We start from the raw sequence: 25,720 nt of genomic DNA on the forward strand, positions 1-25,720 counted from the left end.
GCTTCCGGAGGCCCCGTCGCAGGGCCCCGCGAACCGTCCGGCGCAGCGGCCCGCAGTCGGGCGGCCGGGAGACGGGTTCGAGGTGCGCGGCGGGCGCGCGGGTCCGGCCGGGGTGGGTGGATGCGCGACTCCGGCCGGAGCTGGAGGCCATGCGGCTCCGGCCGGAGGTCCGGGAGGCATCGCGGCGGGCGGCGTCAGCGGCGGCACGCAGGCGGGCCCCGTGGCCGGCGGGGCTGGGAGTGATGGGCCTGGAGCCCTGGGGCTTGAGGGCGGCGTCGCGGGACAGGTACAGCCCGACGTCCTGGCCACAGGCGGCGTGGGCGGCACCGTGCAGCCGCAGGGCGCGATGGAGCAGTTGCTGCAGAGCGCTCGCGACAACGTGCCCGGCTTCACCTGGCTGGAGTCCAAGGTGGACGGGGCCCTCAAGGTGCTCGGAGCCGGCACCGACGTGACGGGCTCGCAGGCGGACATCGAGTCCATGAAGCCGGGGGACAAGTTCTCCACGTCCGGCGGCTTCGACGGCGGCTACAAGATTGGCCGCCTCCAGACGCGCGCGCAGATTGAAGTCAGCTGCGAAGAGGGCATGCGCACCAATCCAACCACGGGCGCGCGCGAGCCGGGGCCCAACTACCGGCTGAGCATCGACTCGGAAGTCCTGGGCGGCGTGGGCTTCGAGAACAGCAAGCTCGACGCGAAGCTGCTCGCGGGCGGTGGCGGCAAGGTGGAGTTCAAGTTCGAGACGCCCGCCGAGGTGGCCCGGGCCAACCGCATCATGGACCGCATGAAGACAGGCATGCAGGCCAACATCGCGGGCGCGGCCGACATGCCTCCCAAGGAGGACATCGAGTGGCTGCAGAGCAAGATGGCCGCCGTGGAGCTGCGTGGCACGGGCGCCGCGCAGTTCGCCGCGGACATCCCCGTCCCGGGCGGCCCGATGGTGAACAACCTGGACGTGGGGGGCAAGGCCCGCTCGGACCGCACGGTCCGCATCGAGTTCCCCGAGGGCAAGCCGCCCGAGGTCGTCATCAAGGACGCCGTCCAGGTGGAGGTGGGCGGCGGCCCGAACCGGAACCTGGAGGTGGACAAGTCCATCGTCGGGCCGGACCGGATGAAGCTCCCCATCAAGGGCGGCGTGAAGGTGGGCACGTCGCTCAAGGGCAGCGGCAAGCTGGAGGTGGAGACGCGCATCCCGCTGCCCGCCGGGTCAAAGACAGACGAAATCCTCAAGGACCCGAAGGCCACGCTCGGCCCCGCGCTCAAGGACCTGGCGGCGAACTCGCGCAGCAAGGTCACGCTGACGGTGGAGGGCGCCGGCCTGGTCCAGGGCAACGGCAAGGGCACGTCCTACGAGGTCAGCATCGAGGGCAACCCCGGCACGCTCGTGAAGAACGGCGCGTTCGGCAAGCTCCTGGAGGGGGACGTGCCGGGGGCGTTCAAGACGGCCGGCGAGGACGCGAAGGTGGAATACAAGGAGACGTCCTACACGCAGCGCGGCGTCTCCATGGCGCCTGGTTTCAAGGTCGGCCCCGTGAAGGTGGGCTGGGAGCTGGAGGTGGCGCGGCGCACCGTGGACGGCACGCCGACGGTGTGGACGGGCAACGGAGCGGATGCGGCCCGGTGGCTGGAGGGCAATCTGGAGAAGCAGGCCGCCTGAGGCTACAGCGCCATCGTCCCGGCGATGATTTCCTTCATCACCTCGGACGTGCCGCCGCCAATGGTGAGCATGCGCACGTCGAGCCACGCCCGCGCGACGTGCGACTCCTCCACGTAGCCCATGCCGCCGTAGAACTGCTGGCAGTCATAGGCCACGCGCTGGGCCAGTTCGGTGGTGAGGAGCTTGGCCATCGCAATCTCCTTCACCGGCTTCTGCTTGCGTTTGCGATTGAAGAGCTGCACCGCCTGATAGGTGAGCTGCCTCGCCGCCTCCACGCGGGTGGCGTGGTCCACGAAGGTGTGGCGCCACACCTGGAAGTCCAGCAGCCGCTTTCCAAACGCCTGACGCTCACGGCCGTAGCGGATGGCTTCACGCAACAGGTCGTCCATCACCGCCACCGTGTAGAGCGCCGTCACCAGGCGCTCCGCGTGGAAGCTGTTCATGATGTGGAAGAAACCGTCGTTCTCCCGGCCCAGCACGTAGCGGGCAGGGATGCGGCAGTCCTCGAAGTAGAGGATGGCCATGTCCGACGAGCGGTGGCCCACCTTCTGGAGCTTCTTCGACACGGAGAAGCCCTTCACGTCCGTGGGCAGCGTCACCAGCGAGATGCCCGGCGCGCCCTCCCCGCCCGTGCGCACCGCCAGCACCAGGAAGTCCGCGCGGGCGCCGTTGGAGATCCACGTCTTCGCGCCCTGGATGACGTAGTCGTCGCCGTCCCTTCGCGCGGTGGTGCGCAGCCGGGCCAGGTCCGAGCCCGCGTCCGGTTCGCTCATCGCCAGCGCCGCGATGCGCTCCCCGGTGAGCGCGGGGGCCAGGAACTCGCGCTTCTGCTCGTCGGTGCCCAGCTCGTTGATGACCGGCGTGGCCATCTGCCCCTGCACCAGGAGCGACATCGCCACGCCCCCGTTGCGCGCCCGCGCCAGCTCCTCCGCGAAGGCGGCCACGTACCAGGAGTCCAGCCCGCTGCCGCCATATGCAGGGTCATGGCTGATGCCGAAGAAGCCCAGCTCACCGCAGCGGCGGAACACGTCGCGAGGGAACTCGCCGGCCTGGTCCCACTCCAGCGCGTGCGGGGCCAGCTCCTTCTCGACGAATTGACGCACGGTGCGGCGGAACGCCTCGTGCTCCGGGGTGAAGCGCTCATCCATGGGGTGGGATGCTGTCAGGGCCGGCCCCGCGCTTTCAAGCCGCGCCTCCGTCAGCGTGCGCGGATGAACGTGAAGGACAACGCCTGGCCGCCCCGCAGGAGCGCGAGCACCGCGGGGCTGCCCGGCGCGCCCAGCTCACGCCGCCGGGCCTCGCCCATGTCCAGCACCACCGCCCCGTCGATGGAGCGCAACACGTCCCCCACCTGGAGGCCCACCACGTCCGCGCCTTCCGCGATGCCGCTGATGACGACGTCCCGTCCCGACATGCCGAAGGTCAGGCCCAGCCGCCCCGGCTCCACGCGCTGAAGGCCCAGGCGCCAGTCCCCCAAGGCCTGCGTCTTCCCGGCGGCGAGCGACACCCGCCGATCCACCAGCTCGCGCCCCCGGCTCCACGCGGTGAGCCGGTGCGCGCCCGGGGCCAGGTCCTTCAACTCGAAGCGTCCGTCCGCGCCCGTGGTGGGAGATGCGATGCCGTCCGCGTCCACGTACGCGCCCGCCAGCGGTTCGTTCGTGCGCGCATCCACCAGCCGTCCGGACACGCCGCCGCCCGCGTCCACCACCACCTCCACGGCGGCCTCCGCGCCGGACGCGAGCGTCACGTCCACCTTGCCCGCGCGTCCGTCCGGCAGCGTGACAGTGACAGTGACGCGCGTGGGGAAGACGTCGTCCACCTGGAACGAGTCCCCGGAGAACTGACGCTCCACGCGGGAGAGGAAGTCGTCCTCGCCGCGCGCCGCGGTGACGGTCAGCGTGAAGCCCCGCACCTCGCGGCCTCCCGCCGAACGCACGGTGCCCCTCAATCGAGCCGCGGGCTTCAGCTGGAGCGTGAGCTCCTTCTGGGACGCGGACACGCTCGCGGCCTCGCCCTGCCGTCCGCCATTCGTGGACCAGACGCGCCACGCATCCGAACCCAGGCCATCCAAGGCCAGCACCGCCTGGCCGGATGCGTCCGTCATCTCCTCCGCCTGGATGTCCGTGTGGCCCGCCTCCGTGGCCATCACCGTCGCGTGGACGCTCGGCGCGCCGTTGGGCTCCAGCACCGTCACGCGGAGCGGCTTCCTGGGCTCGCCCACCACCAGGTCCACGTGGCGCCGGCCTCCCGCCTCCAGCTCCACCACCTGCTGCTGGTCGCCGTTCTGGAAGCGCAGCGCGGACAGCCACGCGCTCAACTGGTAGCGCCCCGCGCCCACGCGCATCGACCACGTTCCATCCGGCTTCGCGGGCACGTCGACGGACTCGGAGGCGGGAGCACCCACCCGGTGCGCGGTGACCGTCACCGCGCCGGACGGCCGCGCTCCGTCCTCCTTGCGCACGGTGCCCTCCAGCACGCCTTCGCCCACGAGCGTCAGCAGCGTCATGACCGTCTGTCCCGCCACCACGCGCACGGGCTGGCGCACCTCGTCCTCGCTGTCCGCGCGGCGCGCCGCGACGTACACGGTGCCCTCCGGCACGTCCTCCAGCGTGAAGCTCCCCTGCGCATCCGTCACCGAGGGCAGCGCGTCCGGCAGCGGCCTCCACTTGAGCTGGGCCACCACCGTCACGCCGGAGAGCGGCGCCTCCGCGATATCCACCACCGTGCCCTTGATGCGTCCCGGCGCCGCGAGCTCCAGCACCAGCTCGAAGCGCTGCCCCGCGAGCACGCCCAACCCCGTGCGCGTGAGCGGCTGGAAGCCCGGAGCGCGCACCTGCACGTCGTAGGCGCCCGGCGCGAGTCCGCCCACCTCGAACCGTCCATCCGCCTCCGAGCGCGCCTGGAGCAGGTCCGCGCGGTCGCCATGCGCGCGCACACCCACCGTGGCCTCCGCGATGGCCTCGCCCGAGTCCTTGCGCCGCACCACGCCCACGAGCGACGCCGCGCCGCTCAGGCGGATCCGCACGTCCTTCACCGTCATGCCCGGCCCCACGACGATCGGGCCCTCGGCCGCGCCAGTCTCCGCCTTCATCGTCAGGCCCGGCCCCGCGACGGCAGCGCCCTCGGCCGCGCCCGTCTCCCCTCCGTGGCGGGCCGTCACCTGGAACGACCCGGGCGGCACGTCCAGCGAGAAGCTCCCCGTGTCTCCGGCCTCCACCTCCACGGCGCCGTCCTCGCCCCAGGCGCTCACGCGCGCTCCCGGCGCGGGAGTTCCATCCGCGCGGGTGACGAAGCCCTCGATGAACGCGGAGCCGTCCAACTCCACGCGCACGTCCGTCCCAGGCACGAGCACGCGTGCGATGCGACGGGGCGCGTGGCCCGGGGCTCGCGCCTCCAGTTGATACTCACCGCGCGCCAGCCCATGAAACCCGAACGCGCCCCGTGCGTCGCTGAGCGCTTCATGCCGCGCCTCGTCCGGCACCGACGCGCCCGTCTGGAGGAACACGGGAAGCGCGTCCTCGAAGCCGGTATGCGGCGTGAGCGTCAGCTCCGCCATCGGCACGGGTGCGCCGCCTACGCGCTCCACCGTCAGGCCCGTCAGCGACACACCGGGTTCCAGCAGGAGGCGAACCGGGGTCAACGCTTCGCCATGGGGACGCGTCACCTCCGCGCGCGCCAGCGCCAACCCTTCCGCATGCGCGGTGACGAGATAGGGTCCGGGACGCGCGGGCAGCACCAGCGCTCCCGCCGCATCCGTCCGGCCCTGCCCCGCCACGCGCCACGACGGCAGCCGTGAGCCCGGGGACGCCGGACCTCGCAGGTACAGCGTCACCTCCGCGCCCGCGAGCGGCCCCGAGGCCGTGGCGGTCTCCACGCGCAGCGCGCCGTCCGCGTCCCGCATGGGCTGTTCCACGGGCGCGGTCGCACCGCCCCCATTGCGCACCGGGGCCCGCGTCGGGACGGACGCGGGCCGCTCGGGGGACATCACCGCTTCATCGCGCACCTCCGCGGCGGGCGCGGAGGCGCGCATCCAGACGAAGACGCCGGCCAGCAGGAGCGCCAGCCCGGCCACCACGACGAACACCTTGCGAGACGACATGCACCCTCCGGGGGAGGTGGGGAGCCGCGCCCCAAGACACCTCACCCGGCCCCCCGGTTCCAAGGGGGCGTCTCGCGTTTTCCCGCCGCCACGCGGTGCTACAGGGGCAGGAACGCGATGCGGATGCCCAGGGTGAACAGCGCGTGGAAGCCGTCATCCACTGGCGTGAGCCCCTGGTCGCGGGTGCCCACGCCAGTGATGTCCAGCGTCTGCGAACCGGTGCGCACCGTGTACTGGCCCACGGAAGCGGTGATGATGGGCCCCACCGCCAGGGCCCGCGTCACTCGCACGTCGCCACCCAGCGTGAGGCGCGCGATGGTGGGCCCCCGGTCCGTGACGTGCGTGTCCACGTGCGTGGGGAGGAACACGCCCGGCGCGACCTGCACCTGCGTGTCCCCCTCCACGTGGCTCTTGAGGATCTCCAGGCCCAGGCCCAGGCCAATCCACGGATCAAAGCTCGAGCCCGGCCGGACGTGGTAGCGGACCTCCGGCCCCACGCGCCACTGGTAGGTGTTGCAGTCGAAGCCCTCCGGGCATGACAGCTCGTTCGTCTTGGTGAGCACCGGCTCCCAGCTGCCCCACACGCCCAGGTAGAACCGCGGCGTCACCCGGAAGCCCAGCTCCGCGATGATGGGGAAGGAGATCTTCGCGGACTGGGTGATCTTCAAATCCTCCAGGCCGCCTCCCGGGGCCTGGCCGTTCGTGTAGACGTAGCCCAGGCCGAAGCCCACGTTGCCGCTCACCGCGAACTGCGGCCCGATGCGCCCCTCGGGGTGGTGTCCGCCCGACTTCTGCGTCTCCTCCGAGCTCATCGTGGGGGTCGTGGTCGTCGTGGACGTCTCCGACTCCGTCTGGGGTTCCGACGGGGGTTCCGGCTCCTGCGCCCCCGCCGACGTGGCGATTCCCAGCGCGGCGGCGAGTGACAGCGTCCAGCGGAACGGCGCATTCATCGAGGTCATCCGGTACATCCTCCGTGTTCGGGATGGATGCGGAAGGAAGCAAGCCGCGCGTGCCGTTAGAAGCCACCCGCCTCCAGCGTGCGCCGCCATTCGACAGACAACCCCCGTCCGCGATCAGTCGCGGACATCCACCCCACCCCCTGGGGAGGCAACCTGGCGGGGTGGATGGGAAGCGCGTGTGCGGGAGGACCCGGGAGAAGGGACGGGCGCCTCCACCGCGATCCTCAATCTAGCAAGTCGGCCCTAGAATCCAACGGGTTGACCCGGCGGTGGCCAGCGTTCACCTTGCCCGCCCCACGCACGCCCACGGGCGGAAAGGAAAGACCTCATGGCCGGCCAGGAGCAGGAGCTGTCGCCCGAGGCGCTCGCGCTCATCGCCGAGGAAGAGGCCCTGCTGTCACGCGTCCAGCAGGCGCTGACGGAAGCGCGCCGTCAGGCCGCGGAACGCACGCTGGACACGCAGGGGCTGATGGCCCAGCTGGCGGTGCTGCGCGACGACGCCACCACGGCGCACGCCGCGGACCTGCCGCACGTCTTCACCCAGATGAACGAGGTGCGCTCCATGCTGGAGCGGCAGGAGGCCATCCCGCTGCCGGACGCGCACGCCCCCTACTTCGCGCACCTGCGCCTGGCCGGGCCCACGGGCGCGCGCGACTACCTGCTCGGCCGCACCAGCTTCGCCAACCTCTCCGCCGGCGTGCGCGTCATCGACTGGAGGTTCGCCCCCGTCGCCCGCGTCTTCTACAACTACGAGGAGGGCGACGCATTCGAGGAGTACTTCGGAGACCGGCTCTCCGAAGGCGAAGTGGAGGCGCGCCGGCTGGTCATCATCGAGAAGGGCGTCCTCACCCGCATCAGCACCGGCCCCTACCTGCTCCAGCGCGATTCACAGGGCCGCTGGCACTCGCGCGGCCGTGACGCGGCCTCCGTGCTCGCGGGCGGCAGCGGCACCGCCGCGCGTCCGGGCTTCCTGGGCGTGGGCCGGGGCGCCACGCACGTGGAGGACGCGTTCGGCGTGACGGCGCTCCTGGACGCGGAGCAGTACGCCGCCGTCAGCACCGGCCCGGAGCAGCCGCTGCTGGTGCTGGGCAGCGCGGGCAGCGGCAAGACGACGGTGGCGCTGCACCGGCTGGCCAAGGTCATCTTCGACGACGCGAAGGCGTACCCGCAGGCGCGCACCAAGGTCGTCGTCCCGGAGGCGGGCCTGGCCCGGCTCACGCGCCGGCTGCTCGCGCCGCTGGGCCTGGGCAAGGTGACCGTGGAGACGCTGGAGGCCTGGTCGCTGGCCACCGCGCGCTCCGCCTTCAGCGTGCCGGGCATCAAGCTGTCCCCGGAGACGCCCGCGCTCGTCTCGCGCTTCAAGCGCCACCCCGCCCTGCGCCGCGCGCTGGCCGGCCGCGTGCCCGTGTTCAAGGGCAAGGCCCTGCCCCCCACGCTGGACCGGCTGCGCCTCAAGCTGGCGGACGCGTACCTGGACCGCGCCTTCGTGGAGGCCGTGGTGGCGGACGCGAAGGGAGAACTGCCGCTCACCGTGGTGGCGGAGGTGCTGGAGCACACCCGGCAGCAGACCGCCACGCCGCTGTCGCGCCAGTACAAGGGCTTCGACGAGGACCGCCTCGTCACCGTGGACGGGCGCGCGATTGAAGCGGACACGCCGGCCGCGCTCGCGGGCACGGTGGACGCGGACGACCTGCCCGTCCTCATGTTCCTCAAGGCGCAGCGGGGCGCGCTGGGCGCGGAGCGGCTGGCGCACGTCGTGCTGGACGAGGCGGAGGACTTCTCCCTCTTCGAGCTCTTCGTCGTCAGCCAGCTGCTCGCGGACAGCCGCAGCTGCACGCTCGCCGGAGACGAGGTGCAACAGACGACGGCGGGCTTCGCCGGCTGGGACGCCGCCCTGGACGAGCTGGGCATCCGCGACGCCGCAACCTGCCGGCTCCAGGTGTCCTACCGCTGCCCGCGCCCGGTGGTGGCGCTAGCGCAGCACGTGCTGGGCACCCAGTCCCCGGCAAACGCCGCGAAGGCCGGCCGCGAGGGCGCGCCCGTGGGCTTCCACCACTTCCCCGACGAGGCCCAGGCCTGGCTGTTCCTGGGAGACGCCCTGCGCGACCTGGTGCTGCGCGAGCCGCACGCGTCGGTGGGCGTCATCGCCAGCAGCCGCGAGGCCGCCTGGTCCTTCCACCGCGTCATCCGGGAGATGCCCTGGGCGAGGCTGGTGCTGGAGGGCGACTTCTCCTTCGAGCCCGGCGTGGACGTGACGGACGTGGACAACGTGAAGGGCCTGGAGTTCGACTACGTCGTCCTGCCGGACGTCACCGCGCGCGCCTACCCCGCGGACGACGAGGCCCGCCGCAGGCTGCACGTCGCCGTCACCCGCTCGTCCCACCAGCTGTGGGTGGCCTCCTCCACCGTGCGCTCCCCGCTCATCCGCACCTTCCCCGGCGCGGACGAGTCGAATCAGGGCTGACGGCCGCCGCCCGCGCGCCACTCCTTCTGCCGCTGGGCGTGGGCCTCGCGGCGCGACAGCGCCTCCGCCTCCTGGCGCGGAATCTCCGCCAGACGCGTGCGGTGCATGTTCACGCTCAGCTCCAACAGGCCCCGGTGCTCCGCGGGCAGCTTGTCGCCGTAGTCCTGCAGCATCGTGGTGGCGAAGGCGATGGCGTCCTCGGACACCTGGCGGCGGTGCTCGTAGTACTGGTGCACCTCCTCCTCCGAGGCCTCGTTGGACTGCACCTTGCCGAAGAGGGCGTTCCACTTCGCCTTCACCCCCTCACGGCGGCGCAGCTCCTCCGGGTCCTTCGTGGGCGCGTCCAGTTCGAAGTACAGGTTGCCCGGCAGCTTCGCGCGCAGCACCTCCAGGTCCACCGGATAGGGGCCGGACTCCGCGTCCGGCGCCGCCTGCACCTGGGCCGTCGCCGCGCCCACCAGGTCCAGCCCGCCGTCCTTCGCGCGGGGCACCGCCGGCGTGGAGGCGAACACGGGCGGCGGCGCGGGAGCCTGCGTCACGGGCGCGGGCGCCACTACCGGCGCGGCGTCCTCCGGAGCCTGCCCGCCAAAGACAAGCCACGCCCCCACCGCCAGGGCCAGGACTCCCGCCGTGCCCAGGGGCAGCTTCCATCGCGCGTGCGTGCTCATGCCCAAGGCCATACCCCGCGCCCCGCGCTCGCCGCAACCCGTGTCATGGCCTGCCAGCGACGCGCCGCGCAATTGATACATTTAAAACACGACCAGACGCGTCAATTTTTAATCCCTGGCTGACGCGAAGCGGCAATTACAATCCTTTCAGATGGAATGCTGCGCCTGACTTGAAATTCACAATTTTCACTGCAAGCGAAGTTTCCCTGCTTACGGCTGATAAACAAAAACGTATCATCCCCGGCCGCAACCCCACTCAACTCACTCCCCCTTTGGAGGAAGCCGCATGAGAAGTTTTCTCTGGATGAGCCTTCTGGCCCTCTCCGCCCCCGTGGGCGCCGCGCATGCCGAAGTGCTGGTCGAAGGCATCGTCGACGTGCTGGTGGACGGCGGCAACAACTACGCCTGGCAGAAGGTGACGCTGCCCGGCACCAAGTGTGGCAACGGTTCGCAGTACAAGTTCTTCGTGCACAAGACGAACTCGCCCAACCTGCTGTTCATGATGGAGGGTGGCGGCGCGTGCTGGGACTACGATTCCTGTAGCGGCCGTACGGGCATCCTGGGCGCGGCGAACCCCAACGGCATCTCCGACGACTACATGACGCAGTTCACGGCCAAGTACGTGTCCCCCATCGTCAACGGGGCGGACCCGGGCCTTCCCTTCCGTGACCGCAAGGACATCGTCACGAAGGACTGGAACATCGTCTACATGCCGTACTGCACGGGCGACGTGCACATCGGCAACAACACCAAGGTCTACACGGACACGACGGGCGGACAGGCGCCGCTGACCTGGTCGCACTCCGGCTACACCAACACGCTGGCGGCGGCGAACTACGCCAAGCAGAACTTCCCCAACGTGCAGAAGCTGCTGGTGACGGGCTACAGCGCGGGTGGCACGTCCACCTCCGCCGGCTACTACTTCATCCGCAAGGCCATCAACCCGGCCAAGGGGTACATGATCAACGACTCCGGCCCCATCTTCATGGCGCCGAACGCGAACTCCCTGTCGCGCCCGCTGCACGACAAGATCCGCTCGTCGTGGAACCTGGACTCGGTGTTCAGCCAGCTGCCGGCCAGCTTCAGCATCAACGACATGGGCTCCATCAACAAGATGGTCGCCACCGAGTTCCCGAACGATCAGCTCGCGTACACGGGCTACACGATGGACTACAACTACTCGCGCTATTCGTATGAGCGCTTCAAGACGCCCAACGACGAGGCGTCCGTCCATGCGTACTGGAAGACGGACCAGGACGCGTTCGTGAACGAGCTGAACAAGTACAACAACTTCAGCTATTTCATCCCGCACCACCGCGCCATCAACGCCAGCCACTGCAGCACCATCATCACCTTCGTGGGCGCGCACGCCTGCCAGCGCATGGAGAAGAAGTACTGGTACGAGTACGTCTCCAGCCCCTGGCAGTCCTGGGCCTGCCACGGCGAGATGGTCCCCATGGACGTCTTCCTGTCGCGCTTCATCAACAGCAACCAGCGCGTCCGCATCTACGAGCCGGCCAACAACTACAACAACGAGGACGCGGGCATGAGCATCCTCGCGCCCCTCATCAACGGCGCGCTCGGCGGGTAATCCCCTCCGTCCCTTGCTGAAATGAAAACGGGAGCGGGCCTCAAGAAGGTCCGCTCCCGTTGTCTTTTCCGGGGCCTTTCAGGCCGCCCGGAGGCTTCAGGTGAGGTTGAGCGTGCCCACGTAGTCCTCGTGGCCGAAGCGGTCCACGTTCACGCCGAAGGCCTGGGCAATGGTGGTGAGCAGCTTGTTGTGCTCCACCGCGCCCAGAAGCGGCTTGCCCGGGCCCTTCCAGTCGCCCAGCGGGTCCTTCCCGGGGCGCAGGGACAGCATGCGGCCCATGCGGAACTTCCCGCCCGCGCCGCCCGCCAGCACCGTGGGGATGGACACGTTCATGTGCCCGGCCGCGTCGCCCAGCTCGTTCCCCCACAGGATGACGGTGTTGTCGAGCACCGTGCCGCTGCCCTCCGGGATGGACTTGAGCGTGTCCATCAGCCGCGCCACCTGTTCGGCGTACCACCGCTGCACCGCCACCATGCGCAGGCGGATTTCGGTGCGCGCCGGCTCGGACTGGGTGTCCGTGCGGTGGGCGATGTCGTTGTGGATGTCCTCGTCGATGCCAATCCACGGCATGGACGGCCCGGGGATGGTCATGGTCACCACGCGCGTCAAATCACACGCGAACGCCCGGGCGATGAGGTCCATGTGCAGCTCGGTGAGGGCGGGCATGTTGTTGATTTCGCCCAGGTCGTTCACCGCGCCGGAAGGCGCCGTCGGCTTCGAGCAGCTGAGCGCGCCGGAGCTGGTGAGCCGCCGCTCGATGTCGCGCAGCGCCGCCAGGTGCGTGTCCAGCTTGGTGCCTTCCGCGGCCGCCAGCCGCGACTTCAGCCGGGTGGCGTCCTTGATGAGGTAGTCCAGCAGGCTCTTGCGCCGGGTCAGCATGGCCTGCGCCTCCGCCTCGGAGCCGCCCATGCTGGCGAAGAGTCGCTTGTAGACGTTGGCGGGGTTCAGCTCGAACGGCACGCGCGAGCCGTTCTCCGTGAAGGAGATGCTGTTGTAGACGTGCTGGGCGCCGAACTGCTCGAAGGCGTGCAGCTGCAGGGAGCGGAACTGCGTGGAGCCGCCCACCGCGTTGCCAATCACCTGGTCCAGGGACGCGTTGTTGGGCAGCTCGTCACCGCTGGACACCTCCACCTGGCTGCCGGTGAGGAAGGTGACGGGGCCGCCCTCGTGGCCGGTGCGGCCGTGCTCGTAGAGGACGCGGTAGTCCAGGCCGTCCAGCACCAGGAGCTTGTCCCGGTGGCGCTGGAGCGGCTGGAGGACGGAGTTCTCGAAGTCGATGTTGAAGCTGGTGTCATTGCCCTTGGGCACCCAGTACTCCGGCAGCAGGCCGTGAGGGGTGAACAGGGCGATGAAGCGCAGGGGGGCGGCGTCCGCCGCTTCGGCCACGGAGCTGGTGAGCAGGTGCGCGAAGGGCGCCGCCATGGCCGTGCCGGACAGGAGCTTCAGGATGCTGCGTCGGGAGAAGTCGCGGGGCATGGAAGTCAAAGCTCAACGGGTGGGCAGACGCCGCTGGGTGAAGGAAGACGAACGCACCAGGCTGACCAGCACTTCGGTGATTTTCAGGCGGTCCGTGCGGTAGGGGCCCGTGCGCATGGCGGCGAGCAGCTCCGCGTCCGAGGCGTGCTCGTCGCGCCCCATGGCGTAGCGCACGAACTGCAGCGGCACGCAGTTGGCCAGCTCCTCGCTCGTCGTCAGGTAGCGCGCCAGCTGCGCGCCACCGGTGAAGTCGCCCAGGTTGGTGGTGCCGTCCCTGGCAATCACGGCGCCGCTGGCATCCACCGTGCGGCCGTTCTCCTCCGTGCGGTGCTGGCCCAGGCCGTCGAAGTCCTCCATGCCGAAGCCCATGGGGTCGATGGTCTTGTGGCAGCTGGCGCACGCGGGGTTGTTGGTGTGCGCCGCGAAGCGCTCGCGGGTGGTGGCGTCCTCCGACAGGGCCGGGGGAATCGTGGACACGTTGGCCGGCGGCGCGGGCACCGTGCGGCACAACAGGCGCGTGAGCACGAACTTGCCGCGCTTGATGGGCGAGGACGAGTCGAAGTGGGCGTACGTGGACATCACGCCCGCCTGCGTGAGGATGCCCAGGCGCTCCGGCGGCAGCGTCACACGGCCCAGGCCCGTGTCGCCATCCACGTTGGTGCGCTCCAGCTCGCCGTAGAAGTTCGCCAGCGTCTCGTCCACGAACGAGTAGTTGGCGCTCAGCAGCTCCTCCACGGAGCCCGAGTGGTTCTTCACGATGAAGTCGATGAACGCGTCGCGCTCGCGGACCATGGAGTCGCGGAAGTCCACGCTGTAGTCCGGGTAGACGAGGTTGTTCTTGTTGACCTTGGCCAGGCCGCCCAGCCCCAGCCACTCCACGAAGAACTGGCGCAGCTTCACCTGCGCGGCCTCCGTCTTGAGCAGGCGGCGCGCCTGGGTCTCGCGCTCGTCCGCCGAGGACAGCGTGCCGGCCTTGGCGGAGGCGAGCAGCGTGGCGTCCGGCGGTCCACCGGTCACCATGAAGGACAGCTCGGAGGCGACCTCGTAGGCGGTCAGCTCCACCACCTGGCCCTTGCGGGCGGTCTCCGGCCCCAGCTCCGTGCGGTACAGGAACGACGAGGAGGAGAAGAGCGCCTGGAGCACCAGCTCCGCGCCCGTCGCCATGGTGCCGCCCTTCTTGCCCTCGTTGAAGAGGGCCAGCAGGTCCGTCTCCTCGTCCGCCGTCACCGGCCGGCGGAAGGCGCGCTCACCCACGCGCTGGATGAAGGCGCGCGCGCACTCGTCCTGCGTCTTGCCCTTGGGGCACGCGTAGAGGTCACTCAGTTGTGACTTGCCCTGCTCCGCCAGCGTCACCGCGGCGGTGTCGAGCTGATCCGCCAGGAGCGACGTCACCTGGAGGCGCTCGTGGGTGGAGAAGCCGAGGATGGTGTCCTCGGCCGCGAAGCCCTGGGCGATGTCGACCTCGGTGCCCAGCACCGCGGTGGCGGACTTGTTGTACTCGTCGCGCGTCAGCCGGCGCACCCGAGCGGGCGCCGCCGCGCTTTCAGGCTCCGCGTCCTGCCCACCGATGTTGCCGGTGCAGGCGGAGGCGGACAGCACGAGAGCGGAGGATAGGTAGAAACGACGCAATGGCATGATGTCTGGCATTCCTCGCATCCGCGCGGCCTGAAGCACCGGCGCACAGGCGACCCGCATTGTACTGGTTGCCCCCCACGCGGACACGGGGGAATTCATTTCCGAGCGTTTCCAAGCTTCCCCGAGGAAGAAGCCACCCTCACGGAGCAGGAAGTGCGAACGCACCTGTCAGGTGCGCACACGGTGCGTGCACGACTCAGGGAGGAACTTCCTCACCTCGCGCCTTCCACCAGTTCTCCCCGTAGCTGATGCAGATCTGCTCACCAGGGTGGATGTCCCGCAGTGCGTGATAACGGAACACATCGCGATCTTCCCCGCGGCTATAGGACGCGTTGGGTTCGCTCGCGTGATTGTAGATCATCCCGTAGCCCATCACGAGCGCGACCCAGTCACCCTCGCGGGGCTCTTCGTTGCGGTGCCAGCGAATCTCGAAAACATAGTCGTCGAGCGGTTCACCCCGGAACTGCTGCTGCGGGACCTTGAGGTAGTGGCACTCCTCGATGAGTTCTCCCGCGGCGATGAAGGTGTCCGTGAAGACGCCCATGCCCCACTCACACGGCCGCACCTTCACGCCGGGGTAGAGGAACAGCGCAGGGCCCAGATTCATGAGTGCATCGCTCTCGCTTCCGGTGGCGTCCACGCCAAGGCGAACCATCGCGCAAGACGGGCAGCCACGGGAAGCGGGGGCGAGGGCGTGAGGCCTTCCGTGACTTCCGGAGAAGTCAGCCTGCCTGCCCCCCGGGCACGGGGCGGCGGCGGAAGGTGTGGCGCAACAGGTACAGGCCGGGAAGCAGGGGCAGCCACAGGGTGAAGCCGCGCAGGAGCAGGGTGCCCGCGAGCGCCGCCTCCACCGGGACGCCGAAGAGGTTGAGCATGCCCACGGACGCGGCCTCGTAGGTGCCCACGCCGCCGGGGATGATGGACACCGTCTCCGCCATGGAGGCCACCATGAAGCTGACGAACACGGTGCTCAGGGGGACCTCCTGTCCCAGGGCCTGGAGCATGGCGCCCAGCGTGGCCGCGTCCAGCACGTAGACGCCCAGTTGCAGGAGGACGCCGCGCGCGAGCAGGCCGGGGTTGAGCAGCATGCCGGGCGGCACCTCCGCGATGGCCTTGAGCAGGGTGCCCAGGGACGGGATGCGCCGGGCGAAGCGTCCCGGCTTCCACTCGCGGTGCCGCGTGGCCCAGAGGATGCCCAGCGGGATGATCAACGCCACCACGCCGAAGCCGGTGACGAGCCATTGGATCCACTCGTTCAGCTCGGACTTCCGCCAGAGGAAGTAGAGGCTCACGCCCACGCCCAGCGCCTGCGCGATGTAGAAGCACAGCACCGTGAGCAGCACCGCGCCCGCGGCGATGCCGGGGTGCGCGCCTTCACGGCGCAGCCCGCGGCCCACGAGCAGCGACCCGCCCACGCCGCCGGTGGGAATCACCTGGTCGAACGCGAGCTTCATCAGCGACAGCCGCGCCAGCGACCAGAGCGAGGTCTTGATGCGCGCCCGGTGCAGGACCATCCACCAGATGCCCGCCACGCACAGGTACGTGCCCACCTGGCACGCGGCGGCCACCAGCAGCCACGCGGGCCGCGCCTGCCGCAGAAGCTCCAGGAACTGCCTCTCCTCGTTGTGCCGCGAGAGGATGAAGGCCAGGAGCGCCGCGAGCACCAACACCCCTGGAATCCACCAACCCCGCCGGCGCTTCGCTGGCACCTCCAGCGGCTCTTCCAGGGTGGGAATGGGTTCGGCGCGAGTGCCCTGCATGCGTCTCCTTCCTGGGAATGGGATGGCTTCGGAAAGGATGCGCTTCCCGGCCCCATGGGGCAGGTCCTGAAGCATGGCGGCCCGCCTACCCTCCATGCGGGGAGACAGGCGCCGAGCTGCCTGTTCGCGAGGGCGGTCTGGTAGAAGCCCGCGCATGTCCGACGACATCCTCGTGCTGGCGTACGCCGGCTGTGACACCTGCAGGAAGGCGCTGAAGTGGCTGGAGGCGCGGGGCGTGCCCCACCGCACGCGCCCCATCGTGGACCAGCCGCCCACCGTGGCGGAGCTGCGCCAGTGGATTCCCAGGAGCGGCGTGTCCGTGCGCAAGTGGCTCAACACCAGCGGGCAGAGCTACCGCGCGCTCGGCAAGGAGAAGGTGGACGCGGCCTCCGACGCGGAGCTGGTGGAGTGGCTGGCGAAGGACGGGAAGCTGGTGAAGCGGCCCGTGCTCGTCACGAAGGAGTCCGTCACGGTGGGCTTCAAGCCGGAGGCCTACGAGGCGCTCTTCCCCCTTCACGCGTCTTGAGGGCGGGCGGGCGGACGAGCCCCCGTCCGACCGTCGTCGCGTGCGGGGACGGTTGCCACGTTGAGTGGGCATGGAAATCGGATCCAGACGCCCGTTGGGGGAAATCCTCCTGGAGCTGGGAGTGGTCGACAAAGGCCAGCTCCGCCTGGGGCTGGTGCACCACCACGAGGTCCATGTCCCCCTGGGCCGCGCCCTGGTGAGCGAGGGCGTGTGCACGGAGGCGGACGTCCTGCGAGGGCTGGCCATCCAGTTCGACGTGGAGGCGGTGGACCTGGACCGGCATCCGCTCGACCGTTCGCTGACTCCCCTGGTGCCCTCACGCATCGCCCGGCAGTACGGCGTCGTGCCGCTCAGCCTGGAGACGCGCGAGGACAAGGAGGTCCTGCACCTGGCCGTGCCCGCGCCGCTGTCGCTGGACGCGGTGGATGACGTGCGGGCCGTGTCCGGCAAGGCGCGCGTGGAGCCGCACCTGGCCTCCGACAGCGCCCTGTCCCGCGCGCTCAGCGCCCTCTATGGCATCCGCGAGACGGCGGGGGCCGCGCAGGAGCCGCCCCGGCCCGCCGTGCCCAGCCCGCCGCTGATGCTCTACGGCTGGCCGCCCGTCACCGCGGTGCTCATCTCCCGCACCCTGGCGCGCAACGGCATCCCGTCGCGCGTCGCCACGCCGCTGGACGTGCTGCACACGCGCGACAACGACGTGGTGCTCGCGCCCCTCCAGGCCATGGAGGGGCTGCTCGCGGGCGAGGTCCACATCGAGGGCTCGCTCATCGTCCATGGAACGTCGGACGACGAGGGCTTCGAACGGGCGCGGAAGGTGGAGGCGCGCGGCTTCCTGGCCAACCCGCGCGACGAGGAGTTGCTCCTGCGCGCCGTGCGCAGGCTCCGTCCAGACGCGGGCAGCGAGAGTTCCTGGCCGCGCCACTCCTGAAGCGGGGAAGCCGCTACGGCGCCGTCGGAGCTCCCGGCGGAGCCGTCGGAGCCAGGGCCTGCATCGCCGGCTTCATAGGCGCGATAGCGGGGCGCGTGGTGTGCTTCTCTTCGGGCTCCAGGTGCTCCAGACCCAGCACGCCCAGCACCTCCGGGTACACCTTGTTCGCGAAGTAGCGCCCGCCGGCCACGGTGAAGTGCACGCCGTCCGTCATGCGCAGGCGCATGGGCTTGCGGAAGCCCTCCACGCGGGCCTGCTTCAGCGCCTTGCCGCGCGCGTCGGTGAAGTAGGGCCGCGTGTCCAGGTGCACGGCGTCCCCGCGCGCGGCGATGACCTCCCGCTGCAGGTCGCGGATCACCGTGAGCTTCTGCTCGAAGCGCTGGCGGCTCGTGGCGGGCAGCTCCAGCCACACAATCTTGCGGTTCGGCGCGGAGATGGCCGTGACGAAGTCCGTCAGCCGCTGGCGGTATTCGCCCTGCCAGTCCGGCTTGCCCCAGGCCACGGTGGCGCGCCCCTGCCGCGTGTGCAGGGCCTGCCCGTCGTTGCCGCCCAGGATGACCACCACGACGTCCGGCTGGTGCTGCTGCACCTCCTGCTGGCCGACCTCCAGCCAGTCGAAGAAGTCCGGGCGCGCCAGGCCCGTGGACGACTTCGCGCGGCGCTCACAGCGGATGCGAGGGTGCGCGGCGAGCTGGTTCTGGAGGTACTCCCCGAAGCCCGTGGCGATGAGGCTGTCACCCAACAGCAACACGGTGCGGCGGGGCACGGGCGCCGGAGCGGCGGCCTGGGCCGGAGCGGTGGGCAGCACGGGCGAGGCGGTCAGCCCGGGGGCGGATTCCGCGGAGGCCTGCGCCGCCGTGGACAGGAACGCCAGGAAGAGGAGCGCGCGAAGAGGACGGGTCGACATCGGCGGAGGCGAAACTACTTCCCGCGACCGCATCCGTACACCCCCCCGCCAGGCGGGTGGATCCGTCGAACCGCGCGCGCGTTGTCAAGGCCGCGCGCGGCGTCAGGCCACGGAGCCTGCGTCCGCCCCGAGCCCCCGGGCCGTCAGCACCGCGAGCCCCGCGGGCGCGAGCGCCTGGAGCCATGGCGTGAGCAGCCGCGCGCACTCCTCCGGGTGTGAGAAATAGGGAACGTGTCCCGCGCCGCGCAGCAGGTGCCGGGGCGTGCCCTCCGGCAGCGACGCGGCCAGCCGCTCCAACGAAGACGGCGGCACCAGCACGTCGCGGTCCCCCTGGATGCACAGACACGACACGTTCAGCGGGCGCAGGTCCGGCGGCGGCGGCTCCGTGTGGATGGAGAACGCGCGCCGCAGCGTCGTCAGCTGCTCCAGCAGCGTGGTGGGCACCACGTCCGCCACCTGATGGGAGGCCACCGGGCGCCAGGCCGCCAGCGACGCAGCGACGCGTCCGGGACGTCCCAGCACCGCGATGGGTCCCATCATCGAGATGAGCCTTCCGCGAGGTCCCACGTGCGAGGTGCGCGTGAACGCCCCCAGAAAGGCAACGCCGCGAGTCGCGCCGCCCGCGGCCAGGTGCGCCGCCACCATGCCGCCAAAGGAGCTGGCCACCACCGCGTCCACCTTACCCGTGACGCGCAGCACCTGCTCCGCCAGGGCCCTCGCGCCACACGCCGCATGCTCGCCTTCCGGGTACTCGACCATGACGGGACGCGCCACGTCCGTCAGCCGCAGGGCGAGCTCACGAAAGCCTGATCCACGCGCCCCCAGCCCGGGCAACAAGAGGACACGAGGTCCCTCGTCATTCCCTGCCATGTCCTTCAGCTCCACCGTGCGACGCATGTCTCTCGCTTTCCTTGAAACGCGCCGGAACAAACAACGCCGGCCCCCTGGGTCTGCCCCATCCCACCGGGTGGCCTGCACGACCCACGGCCTGGGGGAAATGCTCCCGGTCCCTCGCCTGCCAGGACGGAGAGTGATACATGATTCATCCCACCACCCTTTTCCACCGACACGATTCACGCTGTCCGAAGCCAAGGATTTTCGCGGTCGGCGTTCTGACAGCGTGGGGGCGAAGGGTTAAGAATGGTCACCGTGAATCTGCATGCCTTCGGGGAGTTTGTTCGCAAGCATCGTCCGGCCCTGGAGGTTCGGGCCGCGAGGCTTTGCGCTGGGAGTGCCGTCGACTCCACGGAGCTGGTGGGCGAGACGCTGGAGCGCGCCCTGTCCGTTTTCGAGCGGCTTCAGGACCAGGACACCGCGTCCGTGACGCAGTGGCTGGATGGCGCCATGAGCCGCTGCTTCTCGCGGATGGGCGGACAGCTGCCGGACGCGCGCGCCGCGGCGCCGGACCTTCAGCAGACGTTCGACCTGCTGCGTGCGCGCTTCCGTGAGGTTTACGCGCAGCCGGCGTTCGGCAAGAGCGCGGGCGTCACCGGCGGCTGGCGGATGTAACAAGTCCCGCGCCCTGTGTTTCAGGGCGCCGGGCGGTGGCCGGACAGCGTCTCCACGTAGGACGCGGCCACCCGGAGGAAGCGGCCCCCACGCACGCCGGTGAGGTACTGGCGCTTCATCGCGCGGGTGGCCCCCACGTAGAACATCGCGCGGCGGATGCGTTCGTTCTCGCGCTCGTTGCGCTGGCGAGAGCCCGCCATCCACGCCTCGATGGAGTCCAGGGCCTCCAGTCCCGCGAAGAAGACGACGGGGCACTCGTGGCCCTTGCATGAGAACACCGTGGTGGCGCGCACGTGGTCCACGCCGCTCACCCGGAAGTCCGTCACGTCCCGGCCGCCCTTGCCGCCGTAGGCCTCCGCGGGCACGCCCGCCTTGCGCAGCGCGTCCGTGAACGACGCGGGCATCACTGGCGCCACCACCAGGATGTCGCCGGGGTGGACGCCCTCCTCGTGCACGAGCCGGGCAATCTCCTTGGCCACCCAGCGCGCCTCGCTGGTGCTGGAGGCGAAGTCCTTCACCTGGGGAAGCACGCCGCCGCGCTCGGTGGACTGCACGCGGTAGAGGCCTTCCAGCGTCTCCTCCGGCAGCCACAGGAGCCGCTCGCGGGCCAGCTCTCCGGCCTTCATGTACTCGCGCATGCCGGGGTCGGTGACGCGGTGCTGGCGCAACGGGTCCAGCACCACGTTGAAGGCCACGTCGAGGATGTCGCGCGTGGCGCGGAAGGTCTCCTTGAGCACGCGGGTGCGGCCGCGGAAGGACAGCCCTTCGGGGAGCTGATCCTTCAAGCTGTCGATGGGCGCCTGGCCGTAGACGTTCTGCGAGTCGTCCATGAACAGCTGGAAGCAGCGGGACTCGCGGCCGTCCTCGCCCACGCGGGGGCGCACCAGCGCGTGCAGGGCCGCCAGTCCCTTGGCGTCCATGTCCTGCGCCTCGTCCACGAAGACGGCGTCGAAGGCGTGGGGTTCCAGCCGCCGCAGCGCGCCCACGTGCTTCACCGTCACCTGGGCCCTGAGCGCGCGCAGCTGCTCCGGGCCCGCGCGCACGGTGAGCGCCTCCATGAGCAGCTTGTCCACGAGCGGCGTGAGCGAGCGGTTGTAGAAGGACACCAGCACCCGGGCGCGCGGGTTCTCCAACAGGTAGCGCGCGGCCCAGTGCGCCAGCACGTACGTCTTGCCGCTGCCGGCCACGCCACGCACCAGGTGGTGGCCGTCGTCGAAGCGGCGCTCGAAGAGGGAGACCTGCTCCTGCGTGAAGAGCGGTCCAGTGTCCTTGCCACCCGCGATTTCTCCGCCCAGGCCCACGGGCACCAGTGGCGGCGGCGGTGGCGGCGGCGGACGCGGCTGGGTGGCGAGCAGCTCCAGCTTCGGCGGCGTGCCGGCGTGGACGCGCACGCGGGGGAGCAGCGACAGGAAGCGCGCGGGCACGGGCGAGGCGCGGGCCTCCGCGCGCGAGGCGAGCACCAGCAGGTATTCCTTCGCGCGGCTGGCGGCGACGTTGAGGATGGGCACCAGCGTGTGCGGCGGGAAGGGCCGTCCGCCAGCCACCGTGTCCACCATCACCACGTCGTACTGGGTGCCCTGCTGGCGGTGGATGGTGGAGGCGCTGAACATGTCGTGGCGCAGGCCCGCCGCGTTGCCCAGCTTGCGCAGGAGCGCCGCCTGCGCGCGGTAGGGCGTCACGCACAGCACCGTGAGGCCCAGGCGCACGGACTGGCGGGCCAGCGTCACGGCGAGCTCCGCGGACAGCTCGCGCTGGTAGCCGGAGCCCGTCTCGCCCCGGCCGTGCGTGAGGCGGCGGGTGTCGCGGCTCAGGCCATCCAGCACCAGCCACATCGCGCGGGACGGGAAGGCGGGCACGGGCGCGGGCCTCTGGGCCCGGTCCTTCACGATGTCGCCGTCCTCCAGCGCGCCGCCGTAGCAGAAGTGGCTCACCACCTTCGCGATGTCCGGGTGCATGCGGTGCTGGGTGCGCAGGAGCAGCACGTCCGGGCGCTCCGCGTCCTTCACCGCGTCCTCCAGGTGGGACAGGGCGCTGGCGCGCAGCCACGTCTGGGTGCCCTTCCCCGCCCCTTCCGCCGCTCGGCTCACGGGGCCAATCTGCTTGGGGTCGCCCGCGAGCGTCACCTGCCGGGCCAGCGGGGCGAGCAGCGCCGTCGCCGCGCGCGTCACCATGCCGGCCTCGTCCACCACGAGCCGCTGGAAGGTCTCCTCGCCTTCCAGCTCCGACACCAGCCGCAGGGCGCGGTGCACGGTGAGCACCATGAGGGGGCTTTCGCCCTTCTCCGCCTCCTTGAGCGTGGGGTCCTTCACGCGGCCACGCAAGCTGCGCAGCTCCGCCTGCATGCGGGCGAGCTCCGGCGCGGGGCCGCCCCGGGAGCGCTCCAGCGTGAGCTCGCGCTCGCGCTGCTCGATGGTGTTGAGCAGCTTGCTCGTCTTGTTCTCCTCCATCGCCACGGTGGGCAACTTGTGGAGGGACTCGCTGGCGCCGGTGCCGCCGCGGAAGATGCTGCGGGCCAGGGGGCGCAGGGGGATGGGGTCGCGCTCCAGCAGGGCGCTGACGCGCATCACCAGTTCGTCCGCGGCGCGGTTGGTGGGGGCCACCGCGAGGATGCGCTCGTTGGGGTAGGCGCGCAGGGCTCGGGCGATGAGGTCCGCGACGGCCGTCGTCTTGCCGGTGCCGGGAGGGCCCCAGATGCTGCCCCACGGCTGGCGCCACAGCCGGTCCACGGGGATGAGCTCCGCGTCGCGCGGGGACGGCGTGGACGGGAGGAGCTCCCCCTTCGCGCGCGCCAGGGCGTTGGTGAGGTCGGAGGTGCGGTCCTCGTAGGCGGCGGCCGCCGCGCACAGGGCCTCCGCGAAGTCGTAGGGCCGGTAGCACCAGCGCTCGCAGGAGAGGACGCGGCGGTCCAGGTCCTCGCCGGAGTCGGAGGAGGCGAAGACGCGGCCGGACTCGAAGTCCAGGTGGACGATGTTCCCGGCGAAGACCAGCTCCTCACCCAGGAAGCCGAGCAGCGAGCCGCCGGACCAGTCCGGATCCGCGGCGGGAACGGGCACCAGCCCCAGGACGCCCGGCCCGGCCAGGCCCACTTCGCGTGCCTCCTGGATTCGCTGCGCGCGGTACTGGCTGCGCTCGGCCACCAGCGCGTCGCGCAGGTCCTCCGGAAGATAGGTGGGGGCGACCCACTGTTCCCGGCGGCGCCCGGAGGACACTGCGACCTGCATGGCCTCGCGTTCCGCCGGGGTGACGTCGCCGGAGGCGGACACGTCGCGGGCCGGGGCCTCTTCCGGGGGACGCGCGTTGGCGACGTCGTCCACGCGAACGAGGTTCGTCGCGGGTGCCACCTCGGGAGGAGGCATGTCGGACGAGTCGTCCACGCGGACGAGGTCCGGCGCGGGTGCCTCCTCGGGAGGAGGCATGTCGGCCGAGTCGTCCACGCGAATGAGGTCCGGCGCGGGTGCCTCCACCGGAGGGCGCTTGTCGGCCGAGTCGTCCGAACGAAGGAGGTCCGGCGCGGATGCCTCGACCGTGCCAGGGGCAGCGTTCCCCTGTCCGGCGGGACGCGCCGGCACCGCGCGGTTCACGCGGTGGGAGGCCGGCATGGACGCCAGCGCCGCGGAGTCCAGCTCCCGGAAGGTCAGCGTCCTCGCCTTCGCGGACGCCCTGCCCTTCACCTCCGTCACCTTCGGCGCGGGCTCGGCGTCCTCCGACTCCTGCGGCGGCCACGACGCGCGGACCCGGAGCACGGGCGCGGCGTGTCCCTCCTGGACGTCGGTGTCGTACTCCACGCGGAGCACGGGCATGAGGTCATCCGGAGCACGCTCGTCCCGCGGCGCCTCCCCCTGACCCGACTCCTCGTCCGTCCTGCGCATCATGCGGGGTGCTCGCGGCGAGGCCCTTCCTCACTTCGGAAGCGGCGGCGCCGGGAAGCCGGCCAAGCTAGGGGAGGCGTCGATCTGCGTCAACGCGCGCGCGGGCTCCCTCGCACGCCTGCACCGTCGGTGAAGCCCTCCCCTTCACGCACGACGGCCCGGGCCGCGCACACTCGCGGACCCGGGCCGTCATTCACCGCCTTGGACCTCCGCGGGGACTACAGCAGCGGGCAGAGCAGCCCGTTGCCGGTGCCCGCCGGGCAACCCTCGCCCTGGCAGTAGTTGGGCCCCAGGCCCACGGAGAGGATGCCCAGGGGGCTGGGCACCTTCACCTTGCAGGTGCCGATGGTCGCGTTGCCGGACGCGTCCGCCACCGAGTACACCATCGTGTAGACGCGGCCGTTGCCCAGCAGGCTGGACTCCGCGCGCAGCTGCGCGGACTTGCGGTCCGCGCTCAGCTTGATGTCCTGGCACTTGAAGAGGGCCAGGCTGAACAGCGCGTCCTCGGACTCATCCGACTCCACGCGGATGATGGAGGCCGACTGCTGCAGGTCCAGCGTCCCGCCGCAGGTGTCCGCCGCCGGCTGCGCGCAGTCCGCCAGCGTCACCGTCTTGTAGTCCGCGCCCGGGGTGCGGGCCAGCACCAGGTTCTTGCTCGCCCCGGCCACCGGCGCCGTCGCGTCCACCACCGTCACCGTCGCGCTGCACGTGGCCGAGTCCATCCCGTCCGACACCGTGAGCGTCACCGGCGTCGTCCCCACCGGGTACTGGCCCGCCGGGCTGGCCGTGATGCTCAGCGGCTGCGGGAAGCCATCCGGATCATACGAGCCATTGTCGATGGACGCCGCCGCCGAGCACGACGCGTTGGCCGACACCGTCACGTTCTTGCAGAGCGCCACCGGCGCCTGGTTCACCAGACAGCCGCCGCCCGCCGCCAGCGTCAGCGTCGCCGTGTTGTTCTCCTCGCTGTCCTCCGGGAAGAAGTTGAACGCGTCCGCGACCACGAACAGCTTCTGTGCGCCCTCCGGGATCTGCACCGCCGTCTCGAACGCGTAGCGCTCCTTGCCCACCAGCCAGGGCACGTTCACCGTCGCCAGCAGCGTGCCGCCCTCGGCCGGGTCCCCCGCGTAGATGCCCGCCACCGACGGGTCGATGCCCGTCGGAGCCTCGTTGACGATGAAGCCCGTCACCGTCGCCACCTGGCCGTCGTCACACGTCACCCCCAGCCCGGACACCGCCAGGTCGATGCCCGTGTGCAGCGCGGCCTTGGACTGGCCCGGTGCCACGCCCTCCTCCAGGGTTTCGGTACCACAGCCACTCAGCATCAGCAGGGAGGCGAAGAACGACAGAGGACGGCGCAAGGACATGACTCTCTCCAATGAGAAGGGCGGTGCCGGGATGGGGGGAGCGGGCCTGATGCCAGACAATGACAGCCAGGCCCGCGCCCTATTCTCTGCCATAAACGGAATTTTCTAGCAATACGGGCAATCTTATACCCGGGTCCAGGTATACATAGACACCACGTTGGAGCCCCAATGACCCCGCTGTCTGTCTTTGCGAGGAGTCGAGAAACGGCGCACTCCGTGTCTGGGTTTGGACGACCTGACGGGTTGCCGGTCCCTCGGGGCACAGGAGGGCAGGCGGCCGTCGCAGTGGACAGCGCCCGCCCTGATGG

The 25,720-nt window shown here is 70.7% G+C and carries 17 protein-coding genes and 1 pseudogene; 6 read left to right on the forward strand and 12 right to left on the reverse strand.

Going from position 1 to position 25,720, the window contains the following annotated elements:
- Nucleotides 1-1,654 (forward strand): annotated as a pseudogene (locus D7V77_RS43845) (hypothetical protein); the annotation flags it as partial.
- Nucleotides 1,655-1,656: 2 nt separating this feature from the next.
- Here D7V77_RS43845 and D7V77_RS24710 read toward each other — a convergent pair.
- From D7V77_RS24710 to D7V77_RS24720, 3 genes are all read right to left on the reverse strand, one after another.
- Nucleotides 1,657-2,802: an acyl-CoA dehydrogenase family protein gene (locus D7V77_RS24710; RefSeq protein WP_120578759.1), complete on the reverse strand. Its 1,146-nt coding sequence runs from the start codon at nucleotides 2,800-2,802 to the stop codon at nucleotides 1,657-1,659.
- Nucleotides 2,803-2,852: 50 nt separating this feature from the next.
- The gene (locus tag D7V77_RS24715) at nucleotides 2,853-5,753 is read right to left on the reverse strand and encodes a carboxypeptidase regulatory-like domain-containing protein (protein ID WP_120578760.1); all 2,901 of its coding nucleotides are present in this window, start codon (nucleotides 5,751-5,753) and stop codon (nucleotides 2,853-2,855) included.
- Between the two features lie 98 nt (nucleotides 5,754-5,851).
- A complete protein-coding gene (locus D7V77_RS24720) occupies nucleotides 5,852-6,712 on the reverse strand; it encodes a hypothetical protein (protein WP_158624491.1) in 861 nt (286 codons plus the stop codon).
- Nucleotides 6,713-7,040: 328 nt separating this feature from the next.
- Here D7V77_RS24720 and D7V77_RS24725 point away from each other — a divergent pair, with 328 nt between their 5' ends.
- Nucleotides 7,041-9,176 carry an ATP-binding domain-containing protein gene (locus D7V77_RS24725; RefSeq protein WP_120578762.1) on the forward strand — a complete coding sequence of 712 codons (2,136 nt, stop codon included), beginning with the start codon at nucleotides 7,041-7,043 and terminating at the stop codon, nucleotides 9,174-9,176.
- Here the strand turns inward: D7V77_RS24725 and D7V77_RS24730 are convergent.
- Complete coding sequence (locus D7V77_RS24730; protein WP_120578775.1) at nucleotides 9,167-9,844, reverse strand: hypothetical protein; 678 nt, start codon at nucleotides 9,842-9,844, stop codon at nucleotides 9,167-9,169. The genes D7V77_RS24725 and D7V77_RS24730 overlap by 10 nt on opposite strands.
- Nucleotides 9,845-10,130: 286 nt before the next feature.
- Between D7V77_RS24730 and D7V77_RS24735 the strand changes: the two genes are divergently transcribed.
- On the forward strand, nucleotides 10,131-11,435 hold the full coding sequence (locus D7V77_RS24735) for a pectin acetylesterase-family hydrolase (RefSeq protein WP_120578763.1): 1,305 nt from the start codon (nucleotides 10,131-10,133) through the stop codon (nucleotides 11,433-11,435).
- Nucleotides 11,436-11,531: 96 nt separating this feature from the next.
- Here D7V77_RS24735 and D7V77_RS24740 read toward each other — a convergent pair whose 3' ends face one another.
- From D7V77_RS24740 to D7V77_RS24755, 4 genes are all read right to left on the reverse strand, one after another.
- On the reverse strand, nucleotides 11,532-12,911 hold the full coding sequence (locus tag D7V77_RS24740; protein ID WP_120578764.1) for a DUF1552 domain-containing protein: 1,380 nt from the start codon (nucleotides 12,909-12,911) through the stop codon (nucleotides 11,532-11,534).
- Nucleotides 12,912-12,923: 12 nt separating this feature from the next.
- The gene (locus D7V77_RS24745; protein WP_233597202.1) at nucleotides 12,924-14,546 is read right to left on the reverse strand and encodes a DUF1592 domain-containing protein; all 1,623 of its coding nucleotides are present in this window, start codon (nucleotides 14,544-14,546) and stop codon (nucleotides 12,924-12,926) included.
- 196 nt (nucleotides 14,547-14,742) lie between these two features.
- Nucleotides 14,743-15,153, reverse strand: a complete 411-nt coding sequence (locus tag D7V77_RS24750; RefSeq protein ID WP_120578766.1) for an SET domain-containing protein-lysine N-methyltransferase — start codon at nucleotides 15,151-15,153, stop codon at nucleotides 14,743-14,745.
- Between the two features lie 115 nt (nucleotides 15,154-15,268).
- Nucleotides 15,269-16,306, reverse strand: coding sequence for a lysylphosphatidylglycerol synthase transmembrane domain-containing protein (locus D7V77_RS24755; protein ID WP_120578767.1), 1,038 nt, complete (start codon nucleotides 16,304-16,306; stop codon nucleotides 15,269-15,271).
- Between the two features lie 154 nt (nucleotides 16,307-16,460).
- On the opposite strand from D7V77_RS24755, the gene D7V77_RS24760 reads away from it, so the two are divergent.
- On the forward strand, nucleotides 16,461-16,832 hold the full coding sequence (locus D7V77_RS24760) for a Spx/MgsR family RNA polymerase-binding regulatory protein (protein WP_120578768.1): 372 nt from the start codon (nucleotides 16,461-16,463) through the stop codon (nucleotides 16,830-16,832).
- 70 nt (nucleotides 16,833-16,902) lie between these two features.
- Complete coding sequence (locus tag D7V77_RS24765; protein WP_120578769.1) at nucleotides 16,903-17,760, forward strand: general secretion pathway protein GspE; 858 nt, start codon at nucleotides 16,903-16,905, stop codon at nucleotides 17,758-17,760.
- A 13-nt stretch (nucleotides 17,761-17,773) separates the two neighbouring features.
- Here D7V77_RS24765 and D7V77_RS24770 read toward each other — a convergent pair whose 3' ends face one another.
- Together D7V77_RS24770 and D7V77_RS24775 are read right to left on the reverse strand one after the other, a co-directional pair.
- Entirely contained in the window at nucleotides 17,774-18,667 is an 894-nt protein-coding gene (locus D7V77_RS24770) for a DUF459 domain-containing protein (protein ID WP_120578770.1), read from the reverse strand.
- Between the two features lie 102 nt (nucleotides 18,668-18,769).
- Nucleotides 18,770-19,564: an alpha/beta fold hydrolase gene (locus D7V77_RS24775; protein WP_120578771.1), complete on the reverse strand. Its 795-nt coding sequence runs from the start codon at nucleotides 19,562-19,564 to the stop codon at nucleotides 18,770-18,772.
- Between the two features lie 243 nt (nucleotides 19,565-19,807).
- Between D7V77_RS24775 and D7V77_RS24780 the strand changes: the two genes are divergently transcribed.
- Nucleotides 19,808-20,176 carry a hypothetical protein gene (locus tag D7V77_RS24780; protein ID WP_126933545.1) on the forward strand — a complete coding sequence of 123 codons (369 nt, stop codon included), beginning with the start codon at nucleotides 19,808-19,810 and terminating at the stop codon, nucleotides 20,174-20,176.
- Between the two features lie 20 nt (nucleotides 20,177-20,196).
- Here D7V77_RS24780 and D7V77_RS24785 read toward each other — a convergent pair whose 3' ends face one another.
- Nucleotides 20,197-24,048: an AAA family ATPase gene (locus D7V77_RS24785; RefSeq protein ID WP_120578773.1), complete on the reverse strand. Its 3,852-nt coding sequence runs from the start codon at nucleotides 24,046-24,048 to the stop codon at nucleotides 20,197-20,199.
- 215 nt (nucleotides 24,049-24,263) lie between these two features.
- Nucleotides 24,264-25,412 carry a hypothetical protein gene (locus D7V77_RS24790; RefSeq protein ID WP_120578774.1) on the reverse strand — a complete coding sequence of 383 codons (1,149 nt, stop codon included), beginning with the start codon at nucleotides 25,410-25,412 and terminating at the stop codon, nucleotides 24,264-24,266.
- Nucleotides 25,413-25,720: the final 308 nt, after the last annotated feature.

It is taken from the genome of Corallococcus sp. CA041A (assembly GCF_003612075.1).
Taxonomy (GTDB): domain Bacteria; phylum Myxococcota; class Myxococcia; order Myxococcales; family Myxococcaceae; genus Corallococcus; species Corallococcus exiguus.